Genomic DNA, 18,064 nt, shown 5'->3' with positions numbered 1-18,064 from the left:
TGCAGGTGGGCGGGCGGGGTGCGGCGGCGGCAAGTTGGTGGCGGGTTGCACTGAGCCACTTGACGGCGGTCGTGCGCTTGCGGGAGCGCGCAGCTCGATGCCGGTGCCCTGGGCCGCCTCGGCGAACTCGGCGTCGAACCGCTCGTTGCCGGGCGGCGGCCGAATCCGCCGGTCCGCGCGTGACGATGTCAGCCATGGGGCCCGAGGGTGGTGTTCCTCTCGGCGACGCCGCTCCGCGCGCTCGTCAGCTTGCCAGAATCGCACTCGCGACGACGTCGAGAAGGTGATCGGCACGTGGTGCGAACGAGGGCTGATCACCGAGCCACGCGAGCGCCGCTACCAGCGCAAACAGATCGGTGCCGTCGATGTCGGTCCGCGCTGTGCCCGCGGCCTGAGCACGGGCGAGGAGCCCCGTGCCGGCTGCGCGCATGGCGACGCACGAAGCATGGAGTGCGGACTCGGGTTCTTCGATGGCGGCCGCCATCAGCTCCGTGACGCCCCGGTACTCGTGTGCGACGGCGACGCAGTCGCGCAGCCATGAAACGAGAGCGTCTTCGGGCGAACTCGACGTTTCGAGTTCGCCTGCCCGTACCGTCAGCTCATCGAAGCTCGTGCGGAGCAGGGCGTCGAGCAGCGCCTCGCGGGTGGGGAAGTGGCGGAGCAGGGTGGCGAGTCCCATGTCGGCCCTGCGCGCGATGTCGCGCAGCGACGCCTCGGTGCCCTGCTCGGTGATGACGCTGCCCGCGACTGCGAGCAGGTGGTCACGGTTCTTCCTGGCGTCGGCCCGCATCTACCCCTCCTGTCTATCCGGATCGGTGGTCCACTTGACGATCCGGATCGGTGGTCCATATATTCGGATCAGCGGTCCGGATAAACGGATCACTGATCCAGTCAGCGTACCCCCAGGCAGGGGCAGGAGAAAACGATGCCAGCACGCACAATGAAGGCGATCCGGCTGCATGAGCACGGCGGCCCTGAGGTTCTGAGCTACGACGAGGTGCAGATTCCCGTGCCGGGGCCGGGTGAGGTGCTCGTCCGCGTTCACGCGGTCGGCATCAATCCTCCGGACTGGTACCTGCGCGACGGGCTGAGCAACATCCCCCCGGAGGTGCGGCCGAAGTTCGACCTGCCGGTGATCCCGGGGACGGACGTGTCGGGCGTCGTCGAGGCCGTCGCCGCGGACGTCGAGGACTTCTCCGTCGGTGACGAGGTCTACGGGCTCCTCCGTTTTCCCAGCTTCGACGGCCGGGCGTACGCCGAATACGTGGCCGCGCCCGCGTCGGACCTCGCGCGCAAGCCGGCCGGCATCGATCACGTCCACGCGGCCGGGGCGCCCATGTCCCTGCTGACGGCGTGGCAGTTCATGATCGAGCTCGGACACGATCACCCCTCGCCCTTCCAGGAAGCACGGCACATCCCGGTGGCCCTCGACGGGGCGACGGTGCTCGTCAACGGGGCTGCGGGCGGCGTGGGGCACTTCGGTCTGCAGCTGGCGAAGTGGAGGGGTGCACGGGTCATCGCGGTGGCGTCGGGCGCGCACGAAGCGTTCCTGCGCGAGCTGGGCGCCGACGAGTTCATCGACTACACCAAGAGCCGTCCCGAGGAACTCGTGAACGACGCCGACCTTGTTCTCGACGCCGTCGGCGGCAGTGAGAGCAGTCGCTTCCTGCGCGCGCTCAAGCGCGGAGGCGCCCTGTTCCCCGTGTTCTTCGGGGAGTACGACGAGGAAGAGGTCGCGAAGCTGGGCGTCACGGTCTCGGGCACCCAGGTCCGCTCGCACGGCCCGCAACTCGCCGAAGTGGGCCGCCTGCTCGACGCGGGCACGATCCGCGTGGCGATAGACAGCACGTTTGCGCTCGCGGACGCCCGGGCGGCGCACGAACGCGCCGCCCGGGGCCACATCCAGGGCAAGATCGTGCTCACGGCCGCTCAGTAACGAGCGGGCCGTTCCACAGGCGCGTCCGACGGTCACCCCGGGGCGCCGGCGGCCATCGGTTCGCCGCAGGAGATCACCGAGACGGTCGTATTCCTGATGCCCGACGACGCCGCGTACACCACGGTCCGGCACATCACCGCCACCGAAGACGGCGAGCCGGCGGCCTGACGGCAGAACGGTCGGTCGCGGGCCGGTGCGTGCCGCTGACGTCACGCACCGGCCCTCCCACCGCACGCTTCGCGGCCGCGTTCGCCGACCACGCCCCGTCTTTCACCCGAATCTCTCACCCGACAACCGAGCACGAGCGAGGTCTGACATGACGACAACCGCGGCTTTCGGCTGGGGAAGCAGCCACCTCAACGCAACGCCTGCGGGAGAGGTGAATCTCAACCCCGCAGAGCAACTCGCCGTCCAGCAGACGCTGGCGCGCTACGTCTTCGCCCTGGATCACGGGGATCTGGTGGCGTTGGAGGGCGTCCTGACCGAGGACGCCACCTGGACCGCCGTGATCGCCGACGAGGTCGAACAAGGCCCGTTCATCGGACGCGCGGCGATTCTCGACCTGGTGCGGGGTGCGACGGAAGCACAGACCGATCAGCGAAGGCACCACCTGACCAACATCTTCTTCCGCAGTGGGGACGCCGGCACCGCAGCGGTGTGGGCCTACCTGATGCTGACGACGAACGCAGGGGAGATCCCGGCCCTGGCCTCGACCGGCTTCTACACGTTCACGCTGCAGCACGCCGAAGGCGAGTGGCGTATCGCGAAGCTGCTCGTCGGTCTGGACAGCGCCGTGTGAAGCGCAGCGACCACCGAGACACCAAGGACGACACAAGGAGAGCGATATGACACGTCTCGGGGTAGTGGCGGAACCCGCCGGGGAGACCCGGGTGGCGGCGACGCCGAGCACAGTGAAGCAGCTGGCAGCACTCGGGTACGAGGTCGTGGTGGAGAAGGGCGCGGGCAGCGCCGCATCGTTCGCGGACGAGGCGTACGGCGAGGCCGGTGCCCGCATCATCGGTGCCGGCGAGGCATGGGCGAGCGATGTGGTGATCAAGGTCAACGCGCCCACCCAGGAGGAGATCTCGCGGCTGGCCGACGGAGCGACGGTGATCGGCATGCTCAGTCCGGCCCTGCGGCCCGACCTCGTCGAGTCGCTCGCCACGCGCCGCATCACGGCGCTGGCCGTGGACGCCGTACCGCGCATCTCCCGCGCCCAGTCGATGGACGTGCTCAGCTCGATGGCGAACATCGCCGGCTACCGGGCCGTCATCGAGGCGGCCGCCCAGTTCGGCCGGTTCTTCACCGGACAGGTGACCGCGGCCGGCAAGGTGCCCCCGGCCAAGGTGCTCGTGGCGGGCGCCGGCGTGGCGGGCCTGGCGGCGATCGGCGCGGCGAGCAGCCTCGGCGCGATCGTCCGCGCGACCGACCCCCGGCCCGAGGTGGCCGACCAGGTGAAGTCCATCGGCGGCGAGTACCTCAAGGTCGAGGTCGAGGAGGTGATGGAGTCCTCCGACGGCTACGCGAAGGCCACGAGCGAGGCGTACGACCGCCGGGCCACGGAGATCTACTCCGAGCAGGCCCGCGAGGCCGACATCATCATCACCACCGCCCTCATCCCGGGCCGCCCGGCACCGAGGCTGATCACGGCCGCGGACGTGGCGAGCATGAAATCGGGCAGCGTCATCGTCGACATGGCAGCCGCCCAGGGCGGCAACGTGGCGGGATCGGTCTCCGGCGAGCGAGTCGTCACCGACAACGGCCTGGTCATCCTCGGGTACACCGACCTGCCCGGACGCCTGCCCGCGCAGGCGTCCCAGCTCTACGGCACCAACCTGGTCAACCTGCTGAAGCTGCTGACGCCCGGCAAGGACGGCGAGCTGACCATCGACTTCGACGACGTGGTCCAGCGGTCCGTCACCGTCGTACGCGACGGTGACAAGACGTGGCCGCCGCCACCCGTACAGGTCTCCGCGGCTCCCCAGCCGACATCGACCGAACCGGCAGTGGGGCAGAAGACCACACACCGGGCCGTGAACAGCGGGCCGCGCCGCGGACGCAGAGCAGCCCTCCTCGCTGCCGGTTTCGCCGTGCTGTTCGGCGTCACCGCCACCGCCCCGGCCCCGCTGCCCCAGCACTTCACGGTCCTGGCCCTGTCGGTCGTGATCGGCTTCTACGTCATCGGAAAGGTGCAGCACGCCTTGCACACACCGTTGATGTCGGTGACGAACGCGATCTCCGGCGTCGTCTTCGTGGGCGCCGCGCTCCAGATCACCCAGGACGATCCGCCCGTCCAACTGCTCGCCTGCGCCGCGGTCCTGCTGGCCGGCGTCAACATCTTCGGCGGCTTCGCCGTCACACGCCGCACGCTCGCGATGTTCTCCACGGCCGAGCGGACCGCCCGCTGACCGCGACGCGGCAGGCACACACCACGCAATTCAAGGAAATCGAGCTGTGTCCGACACTGTTCCCGGTCTGCTGACCGCAGCATCCGCCGCAGGCGCGGCCTACCTGGTCGCTGCCCTGCTGTTCATCCTGAGCCTCGCCGGCCTCAGCAACCACGAGACCTCCCGCTCCGGTGTCACCTACGGCATCTCGGGCATGGCCACCGCGCTCGCCGCCACAGTCTGGCTCTCCTACGACCAAGGCTCCGCACCAGCCCGGACGCCGGGCATCGTGCTGCTGACGACCGCGGTGCTCATCGGCGCGGGCATCGGAATCTGGCGTGCCCGCGTGGTGGAGATGACGGGGATGCCCCAACTCATCGCGCTGCTGCACAGCTTCGTCGCGCCACCGCCGTCCTGGTCGGCTGGGACGGCCACCTGGCCGAACCACAGCTGACCGGATCGCTGCTGAGGATCCACCACGCCGAGGTGTTCGTCGGGGTGTTCATCGGGGCGGTGACCTTCACCGGTTCGATCGTGGCGTTTCTCAAGCTGTCCGCGAGGATCAAGTCCGCCCCGCTGATGCCGCCCGGAAAGAACCTCCTCAACGTCGGTGCGCCGGCGGCTTTCGCGGCGCTGACGGCCTGGTACGTCACCGAGCCGCGGCTGTGGCTGCTGGTGACCGTCACCGCGCTCGCACTGGCACTGGGCTGGCACCTGGTCGCCTCCATCGGCGGCGGTGACATGCCGGTGGTCGTCTCGATGCTGAACAGCTACTCGGGCTGGGCCGCCGCGGCGGCCGGCTTCCTGCTCGACAACGACCTGCTCATCGTCACCGGCGCGCTGGTCGGCTCCTCCGGCGCCTACCTGTCGTACGTCATGTGCCGGGCCATGAACCGGTCCTTCCTCTCCGTCATCACAGGCGGCTTCGGCCTCGAAGCCCCCGCCGCCGGCAGCGGTGCCGAAGACGGGGAGAACCGTGAGACCACCGCCGCGGAGACGGCCGGCCTGCTCAGGAACGCCGCCAGTGTCGCCATCGTTCCGGGCTACGGCATGGCCGTCGCCCAGGCCCAGTACCCGGTCGCGGACCTCACGGCCAAGCTTCGCGACCGAGGCGTCGACGTCACCTTCGGCATCCACCCCGTCGCAGGCCGGCTCCCCGGACACATGAACGTGCTGCTGGCCGAGGCGAAGGTGCCCTACGACATCGTCCTGGAGATGGACGAGATCAACGACGATCTCGCCGGCACCTCGGTCGTCCTCGTCATAGGAGCCAACGACACCGTCAACCCCGCCGCCGCCGAGGACCCGGGAAGCCCGATCGCCGGAATGCCGGTACTGCGCGTGTGGGAGGCCGACAACGTCGTGGTCCTCAAGCGGTCCATGGCCACCGGATACGCCGGAGTGCAGAACCCGCTCCTCTTCCGCGAGAACACCGCCATGCTCTTCGGCGACGCCAAGGAGCGCGTCGAGGACATCCTCCGGCACCTGTGACGCGGCGAGGCTCCCGGGAAACGTCCCCGGTCGAGCCGCCCGGCCCGAGGGCCGAACACAAGGGCGCCGCGGTGAAGCGGGTACGTCTCGACCGTGGCTGGGTTCGCCCTCGGTCGCCGTTTCGGGGTGGACTCCGACGGATGGATGTACGCGGTCGGGCGCGGTCGAGGGGCAGCGGCGGCCCGAGGAGGCCGGCGTCGGCTACTTCCGTTGCACCCGCACCTTGACGTCCCCGTCGTGCTCCGCGGCCATCACCTCGATGGTGATGCCGTGGTGCGGGTCCTTGAAGGTTTCCCCCGGGGCGAAGGGGGCGTCGGAGAGTTCGGCGTGGACGTTGGGGCTGCGGGTGCAGCCGCCGCTGTCGCGGTGGGCGTCGTACACCGTGACGGGCCCGCGTCCGGTGTCGACGTTCGCGTCGACCTTGTAGATCAGGACGCCGGGGTGGCAGACGTCCTCGTCGTTGCCGCCGTGGCTGCGCAGTTCGAGGGCGTAGCCGGTGTGCGCGGTGAGCGGGACGAAGGCGAGTTTCTGGCCGCCGGTCCGGAACAGCGGGGTCAGCGTGTACTCCTTGGGGCCCCGGGCGGCCGCGCAGCTCACCTGGTCGGCGTCGAGCCAGCCCAGCTTCCACTTGTGCCAGCCGAGCAGGTCGTTGTTGGCGCCCCAGTCCTCGCTCATGATGTCCCAGTGGCCGACCGCGCCGCCGCCGTCCTGGGTGTAGAGGTCGGGCAGGCCGAAGACATGGCCGTTCTCGTGGGGGAGTACGCGAAAGCCGGTGTGCGCGTAGGAGCCGGAGCCGTCGTCCTGGCGGGAGTAGACGAAGGAGGCGTTGGCGACGGGAACTCCGTCGGCGACGGGCGCCTCACCGTTGCCGGCGAAGGTCACGGACAGCACCGTGTCCAGAGCGGAGGGGCCGGCGTCGGGACTGACGAGCACGTTCAGAAGGTCGTACGACTTGAAGTCCACGGCGGGGTCGGCGGCGGCCACGATGTCCTGGACCAGTTGACGGTAGCCGGGGTCGAAGGGGGCGCCGCGCTCTATGCCGTAGTCCGCGAACGCCTTCGGCATCCGCAGCCAGGTCGGTATCGGGGTCTCGGGGCGGTAGTCGAGACGGCCGTAGGATGCCGTGCGGAACCACTCCTGCGTCTGCGGGAAGAACTCGCGGAAGCGGTCGAGGGCGTCGCCCTCGCCGGGCGCGTCGGGGAAGTCGACCATCAGGGTCAGTGCGCGGACGGTGCCGGTGGACGGGGAGTAGCCGCCGGAGGTGGGGACGCCTTCCGTCATCTGTACTTCGTGGGCGCCGTTGATCAGGCAGGGGGCGAGGGCGGTCTTGCGGGCGAGGGCAGCGGCCGAGCCGGCACCCGTGGCGGAGGCGCCGGAGCTGAGGTGACCGGTTCCGGCGGAGGTGCTGACCGCCAGCGTCAGGACGGTCACGGACGCGAGTGCGGCTACACGCCGCGGGCGTATCCGACGGGCGATCGGCTGCGGCTGCATCATGGGCCTTTCGCTCCACGGCAGCCACCGGTCACCGGCTGCACCCTTGCGATCACCCTGTGCCGACCTGTCGCTCGGCGCGCGCTGGAGGAGACCGATCGTGGGTTTCTCGACCGTATGAATGTGAGTCAGGTCACAGGGATTCGTCGCCGGGGCGGGAAATAACCGGGGATCGTTTCCCCGTTTAGATCTGCGTCGGAGCGAAGGGGGCTGTTTCTGATCTCCGGACCGACCAGAATGACCGGCTCAAGACCACCGAGGAGTACGCCGTGCAGACCGCGACCGCCGTGCAGCGCAAGGCATCCAGGCCCCGTGCCGACGCCCTGCGCAACCGGGAGCGGATCGTCGGCGCCGCCCGGGAGATGTTCGTCGAGTACGGGCCGGACGTGCCGCTCGACGAGATCGCCCGCCGGGCCGGCGTCGGCAACGCCACGGTGTACCGCAACTTCCCCGACCGTGACGCCCTCGTGTGCGAGGTCGTCTGCTCCGTGATGGACCGTACGGCGCTGGCGGCCGAGGAGGCGCTCGCGGAGACGGGGGACGCCTTCGCGGCGCTGGAACGGTTCGTGCACACCGCTGCCGACGAGCGGATCAGCGCGCTGTGTCCGATGGTCTCCAGCACCTTCGACCGGGACCACCCCGATCTGGAGGCCGCGCGGGAGCGTACCGAGCGCCTCATCAACGAGGTCATGGACCGTGCCAAGGCGGCCGGCCAGCTCCGGCCGGACGTGGGCGTCGGTGATGTGACGGTCGCCGTGGCCCAGCTGTCCCGGCCGCCGGCCGGGGTCGGCTGCTTCGGCGTGGACCGCTTCGTCCACCGTCACCTGCAGCTGTTCCTGGACGGGCTGCGGGCTCCGGCCCGTTCCGTCCTGCCGGGTACGGCGGCGACCCTGGAGGACCTGCGCCGGGTCTGACGCTCAGTTCCGGGCCGTGGCCCGGTCCTCAGGCACATGCCCTTCGGCCGTCACTGGCGACGTGCCGTTCACCATCGATCGCTTCACCCTGCCTTCCCACATGATCGAACATATGTTCACCCATTCTTCGGCAAACTCACGTTCAATCACCTCTTCTTCGACCACTCCACCATCGATGACCTCTTCTTGAACCACATCGCCTTCGATCGCCTTCTCTTGGGTCACACCGCCTTCGATCGCCTCTTCTTAGGCCACGTCGCCTTCGATCGCAGCGCCGTCGATCGCATCGCTTTCGATCACGTCGCCTTCGGCCGCGCCTCCTTCAAGCGCATCTCCTTCGACCACTTCGCCATGGCCCACCTCGTCACCGCTTCTCGATCGCTTCCTCCAACACGACGTCCCGGCCTTCCCCGCTGAAGGTCTTGAAGTCCCGAAGTCCCGAAATGGGTACCTCCATGTCTGAAACAGCCTCCAAGGCTCTCGGCGTCCCCGATGCCAACCGCTGGAAAGCGCTCGTCTTCATCGCGCTCGCCCAGCTGATGGTCGTCCTCGACGCCACCATCGTGAACATCGCCCTGCCCTCCGCCCAGACCGACCTGGGCATCTCCGACGCCAACCGGCAGTGGGTCGTCACGGCCTACGCGCTCGCCTTCGGCGGACTGCTCCTGTTCGGCGGCCGGATAGCCGACCTGTGGGGCCGCAAGCGCGCCTTCGTCCTGGGTCTGGCCGGTTTCGCCGTCGCGTCCGCGCTCGGCGGTGTGGCGACCAACGGTTCGACGATGTTCGGCGCCCGCGCCCTCCAGGGTGTCTTCGGCGCCCTGCTCGCCCCTGCCGCGCTGTCCCTGCTCGCCGTGATGTTCACGGATGCCCGGGAGCGCGCCAAGGCGTTCGGCATCTACGGCGCGATCGCCGGTGGCGGCGGCGCCGTCGGCCTGATCCTCGGCGGTGTGCTCACCGAGTACCTCGACTGGCGCTGGACCTTCTTCGTCAACATCCCGTTCGCGATCGTCGCGGCGGCCGGCGCCTACTTCGTCATCCGTGAGCCGGAGGGCAGCCGCAACCGCTCCCCGCTCGACATCCCCGGCGTCATCCTGTCCACCCTGGGCCTGGTCTCGCTGGTCTACGGCTTCACCCGCGCCGAGTCCGACGGCTGGAGCGACGCGATGACCATCGGGCTGCTCGTCGCGTCGGTGGTGCTGCTGGTGGCCTTCGTCGTCACCGAGGCCAGGGTCAAGGCCCCGCTGCTGCCCCTGCGCGTGGTCACCGACCGCAACCGCGGCGGCGTCTACCTCTCGCTGGGTCTCGCGATCATCGCCATGTTCGGCACCTTCCTGTTCCTGACGTACTACCTCCAGGTAGTCAAGGGCTACTCGCCGATCCAGACCGGCTTCGCCTTCATGCCGATGGTCGCGTGCATGATCACCGGCTCGACGCAGATCGGTGCCCGCCTGATGACCCGGGTCGCGCCCCGGCTGCTGATGGGCCCCGGCTTCCTGCTCGCCGCGGTGGGCATGCTGCTGCTGGCCCAGCTGGAGATCGGCTCGTCCTACGCCTCGGTGGTGCTGCCCGCGATGATGCTGCTCGGCCTCGGCATGGGTACGGCGTTCATGCCCGCCATGGCGCTGGCCACGCAGGGGGTCCAGCCGCGGGACGCCGGTGTCGCCTCCGCGATGGTCAACACCTCGCAGCAGGTGGGCGGCGCGGTCGGTACGGCCCTGCTGAACACGATCGCCGCCTCCGCGACCACCGCGTACATCAAGGACCACATCGCCACCGCGGCGACCGGGCCGCAGCGGCAGCTGGTCCAGCTCCAGGGCATTGTGCACGGCTACAGCAGCGCGATCTGGTGCGCGGTCGGCATCCTCGTGGTCGCGGCGGCCATCGCCCTGACCCTCGTCAACGCCGGCCGGCCGGGCGGCGGCGCGGTGGTCGCCGGTGCGGGCGCCGACGACGAGGTGGCGGTGCCGGTGGTCGCCCACTGAGGCACCGCGGCGCCCGCTCGGCTCAGCGGAGCCAGGGCAGGTCCGCGCCCGCATCGTTCGGCTGAAGGCCCTCGGCGACGATCTCCATGATCTCGCCGAGGGCCTTCTGCTGCTGCGGGGTCAGCCGCTCGAACAGCGCCTGCCGTACGGCGGCCACATGGCCCGGCGCGACGCGTCGCAGCACCTCGTGGCCCTTCTCGGTCAGCACCGCGAACTGGCCGCGCTTGTCGGAGTCGCAGTCGTCGCGGCGTACCCAGCCGTTCTTCTCCAGGCGCGCGACGGCGTGCGAGAGCCGGGAGCGGGTGATCTTCACCTTCATGGCCAGCTCGGTCATCCGCAGCCGGTGCGCCGGGGCCTCGGCGAGCTGGACGAGCAGGCCGTAGTAGATGTGCGGCATGCCCGCATCGCGCTGCAACTGGCGGTCGAGGTGGTCCTCCAGCAACGTCGTGGCGTGCAGGTACGAGCGCCAGACGCACTGCTCCTCGTCGGTGAGCCAGCCGTGGTGCGAGGCGGAGCCGGGTGCCGTGTTCATGAAGTCACTGTACGAGAAATTTTTTTGAATGTTGAACAAGTTTGGCGTACGGTTTCGAGAACGCAGAACGCTTGAGTTTTAAAGTATGTGTACGTCCACGGAATCGGCCGCCCGGTACCGCCCGGGCCGCCGGAGGGAGCCGCCGCCATGTCCGCAGCCGCACCGGAGCGCATGCCCGCCCTCTATCTGAGCCACGGCGCCCCGCCGCTCGCCGACGACCCGATCTGGCCCGGCCAGCTGGCCGCCTGGTCCGCCGACCTGCCGCGGCCCAAAGCCGTCCTCGTGGTCTCCGCCCACTGGGAGGAGGCGCCGCTCGCCCTCGGCGCCGTCCGGACCGTCCCCCTCGTCTATGACTTCTGGGGCTTCCCGGAGCACTACTACCAGGTCACCTACGCGGCCCCCGGCGCCCCGGAACTGGCCGAGTCGGTGCGCAAGCTGCTGCACGCCCCCGGCACCCCGGTCCAGGACATCCCGGACCGCGGCCTCGACCACGGGGCGTACGTCCCCTTGGTCGAGATGTTCCCCGCGGCCGACCTCCCCGTCCTGCAGATCTCCATGCCGACCCTCGATCCGGTGCGCCTGATGGAGATCGGCCGGAGGCTGGCACCGCTGCGCGACGAGGGCGTACTGATCATCGGCTCCGGTTTCTTCACCCACAACCTGGCCGCGCTGCGCCACACGGGAGGCGGCGTGCCCACCTGGTCGTCCGAGTTCGACGACTGGGGCCGCCGCGCCCTGGAAACCCGCGACTGGGACGCCCTGCTCGACTTCCTCGACAAGGCCCCGGCCGGCCGGTACGCCCATCCGCGCACCGAGCACTTCGCCCCGCTGTTCGTCACCATGGGCGCGGCGGCCGGCGACAGCGGGCCGGCCGCTCCGAAATCGGTGATCGACGGGTTCTGGATGGGGATGGCGAAGCGGTCGGTGCAGTTCGGCTGACCACCGCGGGGTGCGGGGTGAGCGGGCGGCGAGTTCTACGGTGCGCGGGCCGCGAGGTGTGAGGCGCGGGTGCGTCGGGTCGAGGGAGCTGCGGGGTGAGGAGCGCAGCGGGGTGCGGGGCGAGGAGTGCAGCGGGGGTGCGGGGCGAAAGGCGTGCGAGGCGCGGGGTGCGTCGGGCTGAGAGGCCCGTGCGTGCAGTGGTGGCGCCTCGGGTCACAGGTCCTTCTCGTACCAGGCCACATCCCAGTACTGCCCGAACTTGCGGCCCACCTCGCGGTACGTGCCGACGTACCGGAAACCGAACCGCTCGTGCAGTCGGGTCGACGCCGCGTTGGGCTGGGTGATGCCCGCATAGGCGCGGTGCAGGTCCTCGCCGGGCAGGGCCGCGAAGAGGGCCGTGTAGAGCAGCGTCCCGATGCCCCGGCGGACCGCGTGCGGTGCGACATACACCGTGGTCTCCACCGAGGTGCCGTACGCGGGCTTCGGACGATGAGGGCTCGACGTGACGTAGCCGAGAATCTCCTCACACTCCGGCTCCACGGCAACCAACAGGCGGTGCGGACCGTCTTCCGGGTGGGAGAGCAGCCAAGGGCGGCGCTCCTGCGGAGTGAAGACCCTGGTGTCGAAGGTGATGGGCGTCTTGCGTACGTAGTGGTTGTAGAGATCGGTAAGGGCTTCGAGATCGCTCTCGTTCCCCGGCCTGACCTGGACCTCTGTACGTTCCGACGGCATCACGCCTCCCCCGTGGCGGCACAGGGTACTGCATGATCAGAAAAACTGGTGGGCGGGTTGGGAATTCTGTCCGGATTACAGTCGTTGTTTCCTTCGGATGCCGGGCACTCGACGAGAGTCTCAGGAGTTCTCGAAGTGCTGAGTGTCCGCAAGGAACACCCGCCAGCCCTCCCCTGAGGCCCGGCTCCGGCCGGACAGGGGGACCCCGATTCGAAAGGGAGCACGCATGGCAACCCGTGCCGTCGCCCGTCGTCAGTCCGCCCGTGGGGGTACCTCCCAGGCAATCGGCTCTGGGGGAGAGACGGCAGACTCGGCGACCAGCGCCCGCGCCCGTGGCGGCGAGATCGCGGACCGCGATCTGGTCGGCATGTATCTCGACGAGATCGCGCGTACACCACTGCTCGACGCCGCCAAGGAAGTCGAACTGTCCCAGACCATAGAAGCGGGTGTGTTCGCGCAGCAAGTCCTCGACGGCGAGGAGCAGTCCCGTTCGGACCCCACCCGTGAGGAACTGGAGGCCCTGGTCGCCGACGGGGAGCGGGCCAAGGACATCTTCATCCGCTCCAACCTCCGCCTGGTCGTGGCCGTCGCCCGGCGCTATCCGCGCAGCGGCCTGCCCCTGCTGGACCTGGTCCAGGAGGGCAACGCCGGCCTGGTGCGCGCGGTCGAGAAGTTCGACTACCGCAAGGGCTTCAAGTTCTCGACCTACGCCACGTGGTGGATCCGCCAGGCGATCACCCGGTCGATCGCGGACCAGTCCCGCACCATCCGGCTGCCCGTCCACCTGGTCGAGGAACTGGGCCGGATCCGACGCGTGCAGCGCGAGTTCAACCGGGAGAACGGCCGCGACCCCGAGCCCGCGGAGATCGCCACGGAACTGGGCTCCACGCCGGAACGCGTCATCGACGTGCTCGACTGGGCCCGTGACCCGGTCTCGCTGAACATGGCGGTGGACGACGAGGGCGAGACCCAGTTCGGCGACCTGCTGGAGGACACCTCGGCGGTCTCGCCCGAGCAGTCCGTGCTCACACTGCTGCGCAGCGAGGGCCTGGACGAACTGATCGGCCGCCTGGACGAGCGCACGGCATCCATCATCAAGATGCGGTACGGCATCGAGGACGGCCGGGAGCGCACGCTCACCGAGGTCGGCAAGGAGCACGGACTGACGCGTGAACGCATCCGCCAGATCGAGAAGCACGCGCTCCTCGAACTGAAGAAGCTGGCCCGCCAGACCGGTTTCGACGCCGCCGCGTGAGCGACGGGAGCGGGCCGCACCTGACGGGTGCGAAGCTCCTTCGCGACAGGTGTGGTGCGAGTGCCGCCTCCCGCGTACGCCGGGTGGCGGAAGACCGCGCAAACATGGCTGTGTACCGTCGCTTCAACTCCCCGGCCCCCGGGAACAAACCCTCAGGGCCCAGGAGTTGGGGTTCGCAGGCCAGGGACCGCGGTCCCACGGCCGCACACGTTCCCCAGAGCCACGTCCCGACGCACTCCCCCCCGGCGCCGGGACCTTCCCAGAGCCGGGCTTCGGCGCCTACCCCCCCCGGGCGCCGGAGCCCGGCTTCTCTTTTCGTTCCTCGGCCGGTGCGGGTTCTTGTACGGGCGTGTGTACGGCGTGTCTCGTTTGCGATCTCCGGTGGGCCGTACGGCCTTGTCCGGTTCGCCGGCGTGTTCACCGGCAGCCCGGTCTGTCGTTTCGCCGGCCGTTCGGCCGTTCGGCTGGGCGCGGGGTCGGCCGGGCGCTTCGCCGGCCGTTCCCCGGGCGTTCCCCGTCCCCGGTCGTTCGCTGGTCGTCCGTGGTTCTCGGCGGAAACGGTGGGTCACCCCGTACCTGAACCCCGGGGTGGCCCACCGGATGGCAGATTCTGCCACAGGGGCATAACCTGCCGACGTGACCACCCCTAGTCCCCTCGGTTGCGGCTTTGACCAGCTCTTTTCCGTCCTGCCGTGCGCTTCCACGGCCTCCCTGACCGAGCGGCGCAAGGCAGAGACCCGTCGGGAGATCGCCCGCACGGCGGCCCGCCTCTTCGTGAGCCGGGGTCTGCGTGCCACCCGCGCCGAGGACATCGCCCAGGCTGCCGGCATCGCCCCGCGCACCTTCTACCGGTACTTCGCCACCAAGGAGGAGGCCGTCGCCCCGCTCTATGCCGAGGGCGGCCGGCGCTGGGCGGACGCGGTACGCGACGCACCAGCCGACCTCTCCCTGCCCGCGGCACTGGAACACGCCACCCGATACATCCTCACCCCCGACACCGGGATCTCCGTCGCATCCTGGGAGTGGGTCCGCACCCTCGTCCGCCTCGCCCACACCAGTCCCGGGCTGCGCCGGGTGTGGGCCGAGGTGTGCCAGGCGGCGGAGTGGATGCTGGCGGAGAACCTGGCGGCGCGGCTGGGCGGGCCGGGCGCCGGTGCCAGGGTCCCAGGGCGGGAAGGCGCCGGTGACGGCGCCTCGCTGACGCCGGAGATCCGGTTCGCCGCGGCGGTGGCGAGCGCGGCGGTGCGGGTGGCCGTGGAAGCATGGGCGGCGGGTTCGGCGGCGGCCTCGGGGGAGGAGGGCCCCGCGTCGCTCGCGCTGCGCAACCTGAGCGCGCTGCGCGGCTTCCCCTGGGAGAGCGGGACGACCTGAGCCGCCTGAGCCGCTTCAACTGCCGGGGCCGCCCCCGCCCGCACATGATCCGGCCCGCCACCGCCACCGCCATCGGCCCGGTATCGCCCTGGCAGTGGCAGTGGCAGTGGCAGTGGCAGTGGCAGTGGCAGTGGCACGGTCGGCGTCCCCACGCCCCCTCGTCCCCACGCCCCTGATCAGGCGTGACGTGCCCGTTCCGGGCGTGTCCTTTTAGGGTGTTGTGAGTGATTCACGGCACCTGCGAGATAGGTCACGGTCCGGGGTGTAAGTTCCGGCCCGTGGTGTCTACTGGGCGCATGCCTGACTACCTCTCCATCCTCGCCACGCTGGGTGCGAGCCTGCTGGTCCTGGTGGCGGTTGCCTGGGCGGGCGTGCTGACGCTTCTGCTGCGCGGGCGCCGCTCCGGGGGTACCGCCGGTCGATCGGGTCGCATCCTGTCCGGCGTCCCGCACCAACGTCAGGCGGCTCCCCACGTGGAGGCCGTCGAACTGACCCCGGCGGAACAGGACGCGTTCGCCGGCCTGGTGCGGCAACTCGGCCGGTATTAGCGGCCGCGCCGGGTCCGGACATCAGCCGCCGCGCCGGGTCCGGACACCGATCGGCGCGCGTGCACGGACATCACCCGCCGCCGGGTGCGGACAGCAACTGCCGCCGGGTGCGGATGTCGGCAGTCGGTTGTGGTTGACGGCCGCCGGTGGTGGCTGGCGGCGGTGGTGGCTGGCGGCGGTCGCCGGGCACGGATGTCCGCAGGCGTTGGTGGCCGACGGCGGTCGCCGGGCGCGGGTGTAAGCCGCTGCCAGGTGCGGACGTGAGGAGCACGCGGCGCGCGTGGCGCGGTGCTCGGGCGTCCTCAGGGCCGGCGTGCCGCCCGGCGTTCCATGGCGGCCCGGGCCGCGTCCTCCGTGCCGTACACCTCGCACATGTGCCGGCCGTCCGGTGTCGCCGTGTGCTCGACCTCCCACAGGGAGAGTTCGCTGCCGTCGCGCAGCAGGAACGCGTGCTCGTAGAGCGAGATGCCGACCGCCGCCCGGCCGGTCCGCCCCGGCCGCCCGAATGCCTGCGTGATCTGGTGCGCGCACGCCGTCGTGAGCAGCGCGACCGTCTCCGTGTCCGGCCGGTCCGCGTTCTCCGCGCGCCGCAGCAGCCGGCGGGCGTGGTCCGCGGAGTCGTCCGGGGCATAGGCGTGCCGCGGCGCGGGGGCCGGTGGCAGCTGGGCCAGCACCGGCAGTTCGAAGTCCGGGCTCTCGGGCGGCAGCGGCAGCCGGGCGGTGGCGGCGCGCAGTTCCTCCTCGTCGGCGTAGATCTCGTGCGCCGGCTGGCTGTCGGGCGCGGTGTTGTGCACCAGCTCCCAGAGCGTGATCGCACAGCCGTCGGTGAGCAGCCAGGTATGCCGGTACGTCTCGCGGTGCAGGCCGGCACTGTGGTGGGCCGAGTGCAGCGAACTGTCGTGCGCCAGCGCGCAGTCGAGCCGCCGTAATGCCTCGTCGGGCAGTTCGAAGGAGTTCAGGGCACGGCCGAGGAGCCGCGCGAGGTGCTCCTCCGGAGACTCGGGCGACTCGGCTGGGTCGTACGCTGCTGTCTCGTACGGAACGCTCAAGGCTTCTCCCGGCGTTGCTGCATGTCACCTTGTGGGTGCATACCGTAGCCCCTCGATCGGACATCATGTCCGGGAACCGAGAAAACGTACGCCGGGAAAACGCGCGGGCCGCGCGGAAAAGTTCCCGCACGGCCCGATGATCCATCAAAAGCCGCCGGTCAGGCGGCACTTCGTCACTCAGACCGCGCTACCGGCGATCCACTGGTTCCACGGCATGTTCCAGCCGTTGAGCCCGTTGTCGGGGGCCACGGTGGTGTCCGGCGAGTTCTTGACGACCACCACGTCCCCGATGAGCGAGTTGTCGTAGAACCACTTGCCGCTCGTGTCCCCCTGCGCGCCCTGCACGTCGGCGAGCCCCACGCAGCCGTGGCTCGTGCCCTGCCGGCCGAAGGGCGGATTGCCCTGGCTGTACCAGTAGTTGCCGTGGACGAACGTCCCCGACGAGGTCAGTCGCATCGCGTGCGGCACATCCGGAATGTCGTACTCACCGCCGAACCCGACCGTCGATCCGTTCATACGCGTCTGGACGAACTTCTCGGAAATCACCATCTGCCCGTTGTACGTCGTGTGCTCCGGGCTGCCCGCCGAGATCGGCACCGACTTGAGGGTCGTGCCGTCCCGCACCACCGTCATGGTCTGCGTGTTGACGTCGACCGTGGAGACCTGCGAGCGCCCGATGGTGAACGTCACGGTCTTCTTCTGCACCCCGTAGACGCCGTTCGCGCCCTCGACGCCGTCCAGGTCGATGTCCACGGTGACCCGGGAGCCGGCCTTCCAGTACTCCTGCGGCCGGAAGTCGAGCCGCTGCGTCCCGAACCAGTGCCCCACCACCTGCTGCCCGCTGTCGGAGTTGACCTTGATGTGCGACTGCACGGCCTTCTTGTCGCTGATGGCCTTGTCGAAGGTGAACGACACCGGCATGCCGACGCCGACCGTGGTGCCGTTGTCCGGCGTGTACGTCCCGATGAAGCTGTTCTCCGTGCTGACCGTGGTGAAGACGGAATTCGCCGCGGCCGTGCGCCCGTCGGCGTCCTTCGCGGTCGCCGATATCTCGTACTTGGTCCCGCGCTCCAGCCGCTCCTTCGGCTTCCAGCTGGAGCCGTCGGCCGACACCGTGCCCGGCACGGCCTGTCCCGACCCCGCGACGGTCAACTTGACGTCGCTCAGCTTGCCGTCGCTGACCTTCACACCGGTGGTGTTGATGGACGCGCCGGTCGAACCGTCCTTCGCCGAGATCGCAATCTTCGCCGCGGAGGTCGTGGAGGAGTCGCCGCCCTTCCCGTCGTTGATCGTGGTGCCGGCGTTGCCGCCGCACGCGGTCAGGGTCAGGGCGCCGACCAGCAGGGCGGCACTGGCCACCACGACGCGCCGCGCTGCGATGTTCGGCGTAGTCACGAGCTGCTCCAAGTTTGTGTGGTGTGGGTGATCCGCTTCCGT

16 protein-coding genes and 1 pseudogene are annotated in these 18,064 nt (G+C 69.9%); 10 read left to right on the top strand and 7 right to left on the bottom strand.

Annotation, left to right across the window (positions count from 1 at the left end; all coding sequences use genetic code 11):
* Window positions 1–244: 244 nt before the first annotated feature.
* Window positions 245–790 carry a TetR/AcrR family transcriptional regulator gene (locus ACFYPJ_RS26930; protein ID WP_389022203.1) on the bottom strand — a complete coding sequence of 182 codons (546 nt, stop codon included), beginning with the start codon at window positions 788–790 and terminating at the stop codon, window positions 245–247.
* Window positions 791–925: 135 nt separating this feature from the next.
* Between ACFYPJ_RS26930 and ACFYPJ_RS26925 the strand changes: the two genes are divergently transcribed.
* The 4 genes and pseudogenes from ACFYPJ_RS26925 to pntB all read left to right on the top strand — a co-directional run bounded on the left by ACFYPJ_RS26925 (window position 926) and on the right by pntB (window position 5,814).
* Window positions 926–1,936: an NADP-dependent oxidoreductase gene (locus ACFYPJ_RS26925; RefSeq protein WP_389022200.1), complete on the top strand. Its 1,011-nt coding sequence runs from the start codon at window positions 926–928 to the stop codon at window positions 1,934–1,936.
* A 316-nt stretch (window positions 1,937–2,252) separates the two neighbouring features.
* The gene (locus ACFYPJ_RS26920) at window positions 2,253–2,735 is read left to right on the top strand and encodes a nuclear transport factor 2 family protein (protein WP_389022198.1); all 483 of its coding nucleotides are present in this window, start codon (window positions 2,253–2,255) and stop codon (window positions 2,733–2,735) included.
* 46 nt (window positions 2,736–2,781) lie between these two features.
* The gene (locus ACFYPJ_RS26915; protein ID WP_389022195.1) at window positions 2,782–4,344 is read left to right on the top strand and encodes a Re/Si-specific NAD(P)(+) transhydrogenase subunit alpha; all 1,563 of its coding nucleotides are present in this window, start codon (window positions 2,782–2,784) and stop codon (window positions 4,342–4,344) included.
* 70 nt (window positions 4,345–4,414) lie between these two features.
* Window positions 4,415–5,814: pseudogene (gene pntB / locus ACFYPJ_RS26910) on the top strand (Re/Si-specific NAD(P)(+) transhydrogenase subunit beta).
* A 201-nt stretch (window positions 5,815–6,015) separates the two neighbouring features.
* Here the strand turns inward: pntB and ACFYPJ_RS26905 are convergent.
* Window positions 6,016–7,305: a M6 family metalloprotease domain-containing protein gene (locus tag ACFYPJ_RS26905; RefSeq protein WP_389022330.1), complete on the bottom strand. Its 1,290-nt coding sequence runs from the start codon at window positions 7,303–7,305 to the stop codon at window positions 6,016–6,018.
* 269 nt (window positions 7,306–7,574) lie between these two features.
* On the opposite strand from ACFYPJ_RS26905, the gene ACFYPJ_RS26900 reads away from it, so the two are divergent.
* Window positions 7,575–8,219 carry a TetR/AcrR family transcriptional regulator gene (locus ACFYPJ_RS26900; RefSeq protein ID WP_389022192.1) on the top strand — a complete coding sequence of 215 codons (645 nt, stop codon included), beginning with the start codon at window positions 7,575–7,577 and terminating at the stop codon, window positions 8,217–8,219.
* Window positions 8,220–8,222: 3 nt separating this feature from the next.
* On the opposite strand, the gene ACFYPJ_RS26895 is transcribed toward ACFYPJ_RS26900, so the two are convergent.
* Complete coding sequence (locus ACFYPJ_RS26895; RefSeq protein WP_389022189.1) at window positions 8,223–8,444, bottom strand: hypothetical protein; 222 nt, start codon at window positions 8,442–8,444, stop codon at window positions 8,223–8,225.
* Between the two features lie 230 nt (window positions 8,445–8,674).
* On the opposite strand from ACFYPJ_RS26895, the gene ACFYPJ_RS26890 reads away from it, so the two are divergent.
* Window positions 8,675–10,201: an MFS transporter gene (locus tag ACFYPJ_RS26890; RefSeq protein WP_389022186.1), complete on the top strand. Its 1,527-nt coding sequence runs from the start codon at window positions 8,675–8,677 to the stop codon at window positions 10,199–10,201.
* A 22-nt stretch (window positions 10,202–10,223) separates the two neighbouring features.
* On the opposite strand, the gene ACFYPJ_RS26885 is transcribed toward ACFYPJ_RS26890, so the two are convergent.
* The gene (locus ACFYPJ_RS26885; RefSeq protein ID WP_389022183.1) at window positions 10,224–10,733 is read right to left on the bottom strand and encodes a MarR family winged helix-turn-helix transcriptional regulator; all 510 of its coding nucleotides are present in this window, start codon (window positions 10,731–10,733) and stop codon (window positions 10,224–10,226) included.
* Between the two features lie 147 nt (window positions 10,734–10,880).
* Here ACFYPJ_RS26885 and ACFYPJ_RS26880 point away from each other — a divergent pair, with 147 nt between their 5' ends.
* The gene (locus ACFYPJ_RS26880; RefSeq protein WP_389022180.1) at window positions 10,881–11,672 is read left to right on the top strand and encodes a dioxygenase; all 792 of its coding nucleotides are present in this window, start codon (window positions 10,881–10,883) and stop codon (window positions 11,670–11,672) included.
* Between the two features lie 213 nt (window positions 11,673–11,885).
* Here ACFYPJ_RS26880 and ACFYPJ_RS26875 read toward each other — a convergent pair whose 3' ends face one another.
* Window positions 11,886–12,404: a GNAT family N-acetyltransferase gene (locus ACFYPJ_RS26875; protein WP_389022177.1), complete on the bottom strand. Its 519-nt coding sequence runs from the start codon at window positions 12,402–12,404 to the stop codon at window positions 11,886–11,888.
* A 226-nt stretch (window positions 12,405–12,630) separates the two neighbouring features.
* On the opposite strand from ACFYPJ_RS26875, the gene ACFYPJ_RS26870 reads away from it, so the two are divergent.
* The 3 genes from ACFYPJ_RS26870 to ACFYPJ_RS26860 all read left to right on the top strand — a co-directional run bounded on the left by ACFYPJ_RS26870 (window position 12,631) and on the right by ACFYPJ_RS26860 (window position 15,578).
* Complete coding sequence (locus ACFYPJ_RS26870) at window positions 12,631–13,659, top strand: RNA polymerase sigma factor RpoD/SigA (protein WP_389022174.1); 1,029 nt, start codon at window positions 12,631–12,633, stop codon at window positions 13,657–13,659.
* Window positions 13,660–14,370: 711 nt separating this feature from the next.
* Window positions 14,371–15,030 carry a TetR/AcrR family transcriptional regulator gene (locus tag ACFYPJ_RS26865; RefSeq protein WP_389022328.1) on the top strand — a complete coding sequence of 220 codons (660 nt, stop codon included), beginning with the start codon at window positions 14,371–14,373 and terminating at the stop codon, window positions 15,028–15,030.
* Window positions 15,031–15,326: 296 nt separating this feature from the next.
* Complete coding sequence (locus ACFYPJ_RS26860; RefSeq protein ID WP_389022171.1) at window positions 15,327–15,578, top strand: hypothetical protein; 252 nt, start codon at window positions 15,327–15,329, stop codon at window positions 15,576–15,578.
* Window positions 15,579–15,880: 302 nt separating this feature from the next.
* Here ACFYPJ_RS26860 and ACFYPJ_RS26855 read toward each other — a convergent pair whose 3' ends face one another.
* Together ACFYPJ_RS26855 and ACFYPJ_RS26850 are read right to left on the bottom strand one after the other, a co-directional pair.
* Complete coding sequence (locus tag ACFYPJ_RS26855) at window positions 15,881–16,627, bottom strand: DUF6227 family protein (protein ID WP_389022168.1); 747 nt, start codon at window positions 16,625–16,627, stop codon at window positions 15,881–15,883.
* A gap of 177 nt (window positions 16,628–16,804) precedes the next feature.
* Window positions 16,805–18,022: an Ig-like domain-containing protein gene (locus ACFYPJ_RS26850; protein ID WP_389022166.1), complete on the bottom strand. Its 1,218-nt coding sequence runs from the start codon at window positions 18,020–18,022 to the stop codon at window positions 16,805–16,807.
* Window positions 18,023–18,064: the final 42 nt, after the last annotated feature.

The organism is Streptomyces sp. NPDC006012, assembly GCF_042871185.1.
GTDB lineage: Bacteria > Actinomycetota > Actinomycetes > Streptomycetales > Streptomycetaceae > Streptomyces.
This window is presented reverse-complemented; position numbering and strand designations above follow the sequence as displayed.

Coding starts and splice junctions, on each gene's coding strand:
- ACFYPJ_RS26930 (WP_389022203.1), bottom strand. CDS start 790: ATGCGGGCCGACGCCAGGAAGAACCGTGACCACCTGCTCGCAGTCGCG.
- ACFYPJ_RS26925 (WP_389022200.1), top strand. CDS start 926: ATGCCAGCACGCACAATGAAGGCGATCCGGCTGCATGAGCACGGCGGC.
- ACFYPJ_RS26920 (WP_389022198.1), top strand. CDS start 2,253: ATGACGACAACCGCGGCTTTCGGCTGGGGAAGCAGCCACCTCAACGCA.
- ACFYPJ_RS26915 (WP_389022195.1), top strand. CDS start 2,782: ATGACACGTCTCGGGGTAGTGGCGGAACCCGCCGGGGAGACCCGGGTG.
- ACFYPJ_RS26905 (WP_389022330.1), bottom strand. CDS start 7,305: ATGCAGCCGCAGCCGATCGCCCGTCGGATACGCCCGCGGCGTGTAGCC.
- ACFYPJ_RS26890 (WP_389022186.1), top strand. CDS start 8,675: ATGTCTGAAACAGCCTCCAAGGCTCTCGGCGTCCCCGATGCCAACCGC.
- ACFYPJ_RS26885 (WP_389022183.1), bottom strand. CDS start 10,733: ATGAACACGGCACCCGGCTCCGCCTCGCACCACGGCTGGCTCACCGAC.
- ACFYPJ_RS26880 (WP_389022180.1), top strand. CDS start 10,881: ATGTCCGCAGCCGCACCGGAGCGCATGCCCGCCCTCTATCTGAGCCAC.
- ACFYPJ_RS26875 (WP_389022177.1), bottom strand. CDS start 12,404: ATGCCGTCGGAACGTACAGAGGTCCAGGTCAGGCCGGGGAACGAGAGC.
- ACFYPJ_RS26870 (WP_389022174.1), top strand. CDS start 12,631: ATGGCAACCCGTGCCGTCGCCCGTCGTCAGTCCGCCCGTGGGGGTACC.
- ACFYPJ_RS26860 (WP_389022171.1), top strand. CDS start 15,327: ATGCCTGACTACCTCTCCATCCTCGCCACGCTGGGTGCGAGCCTGCTG.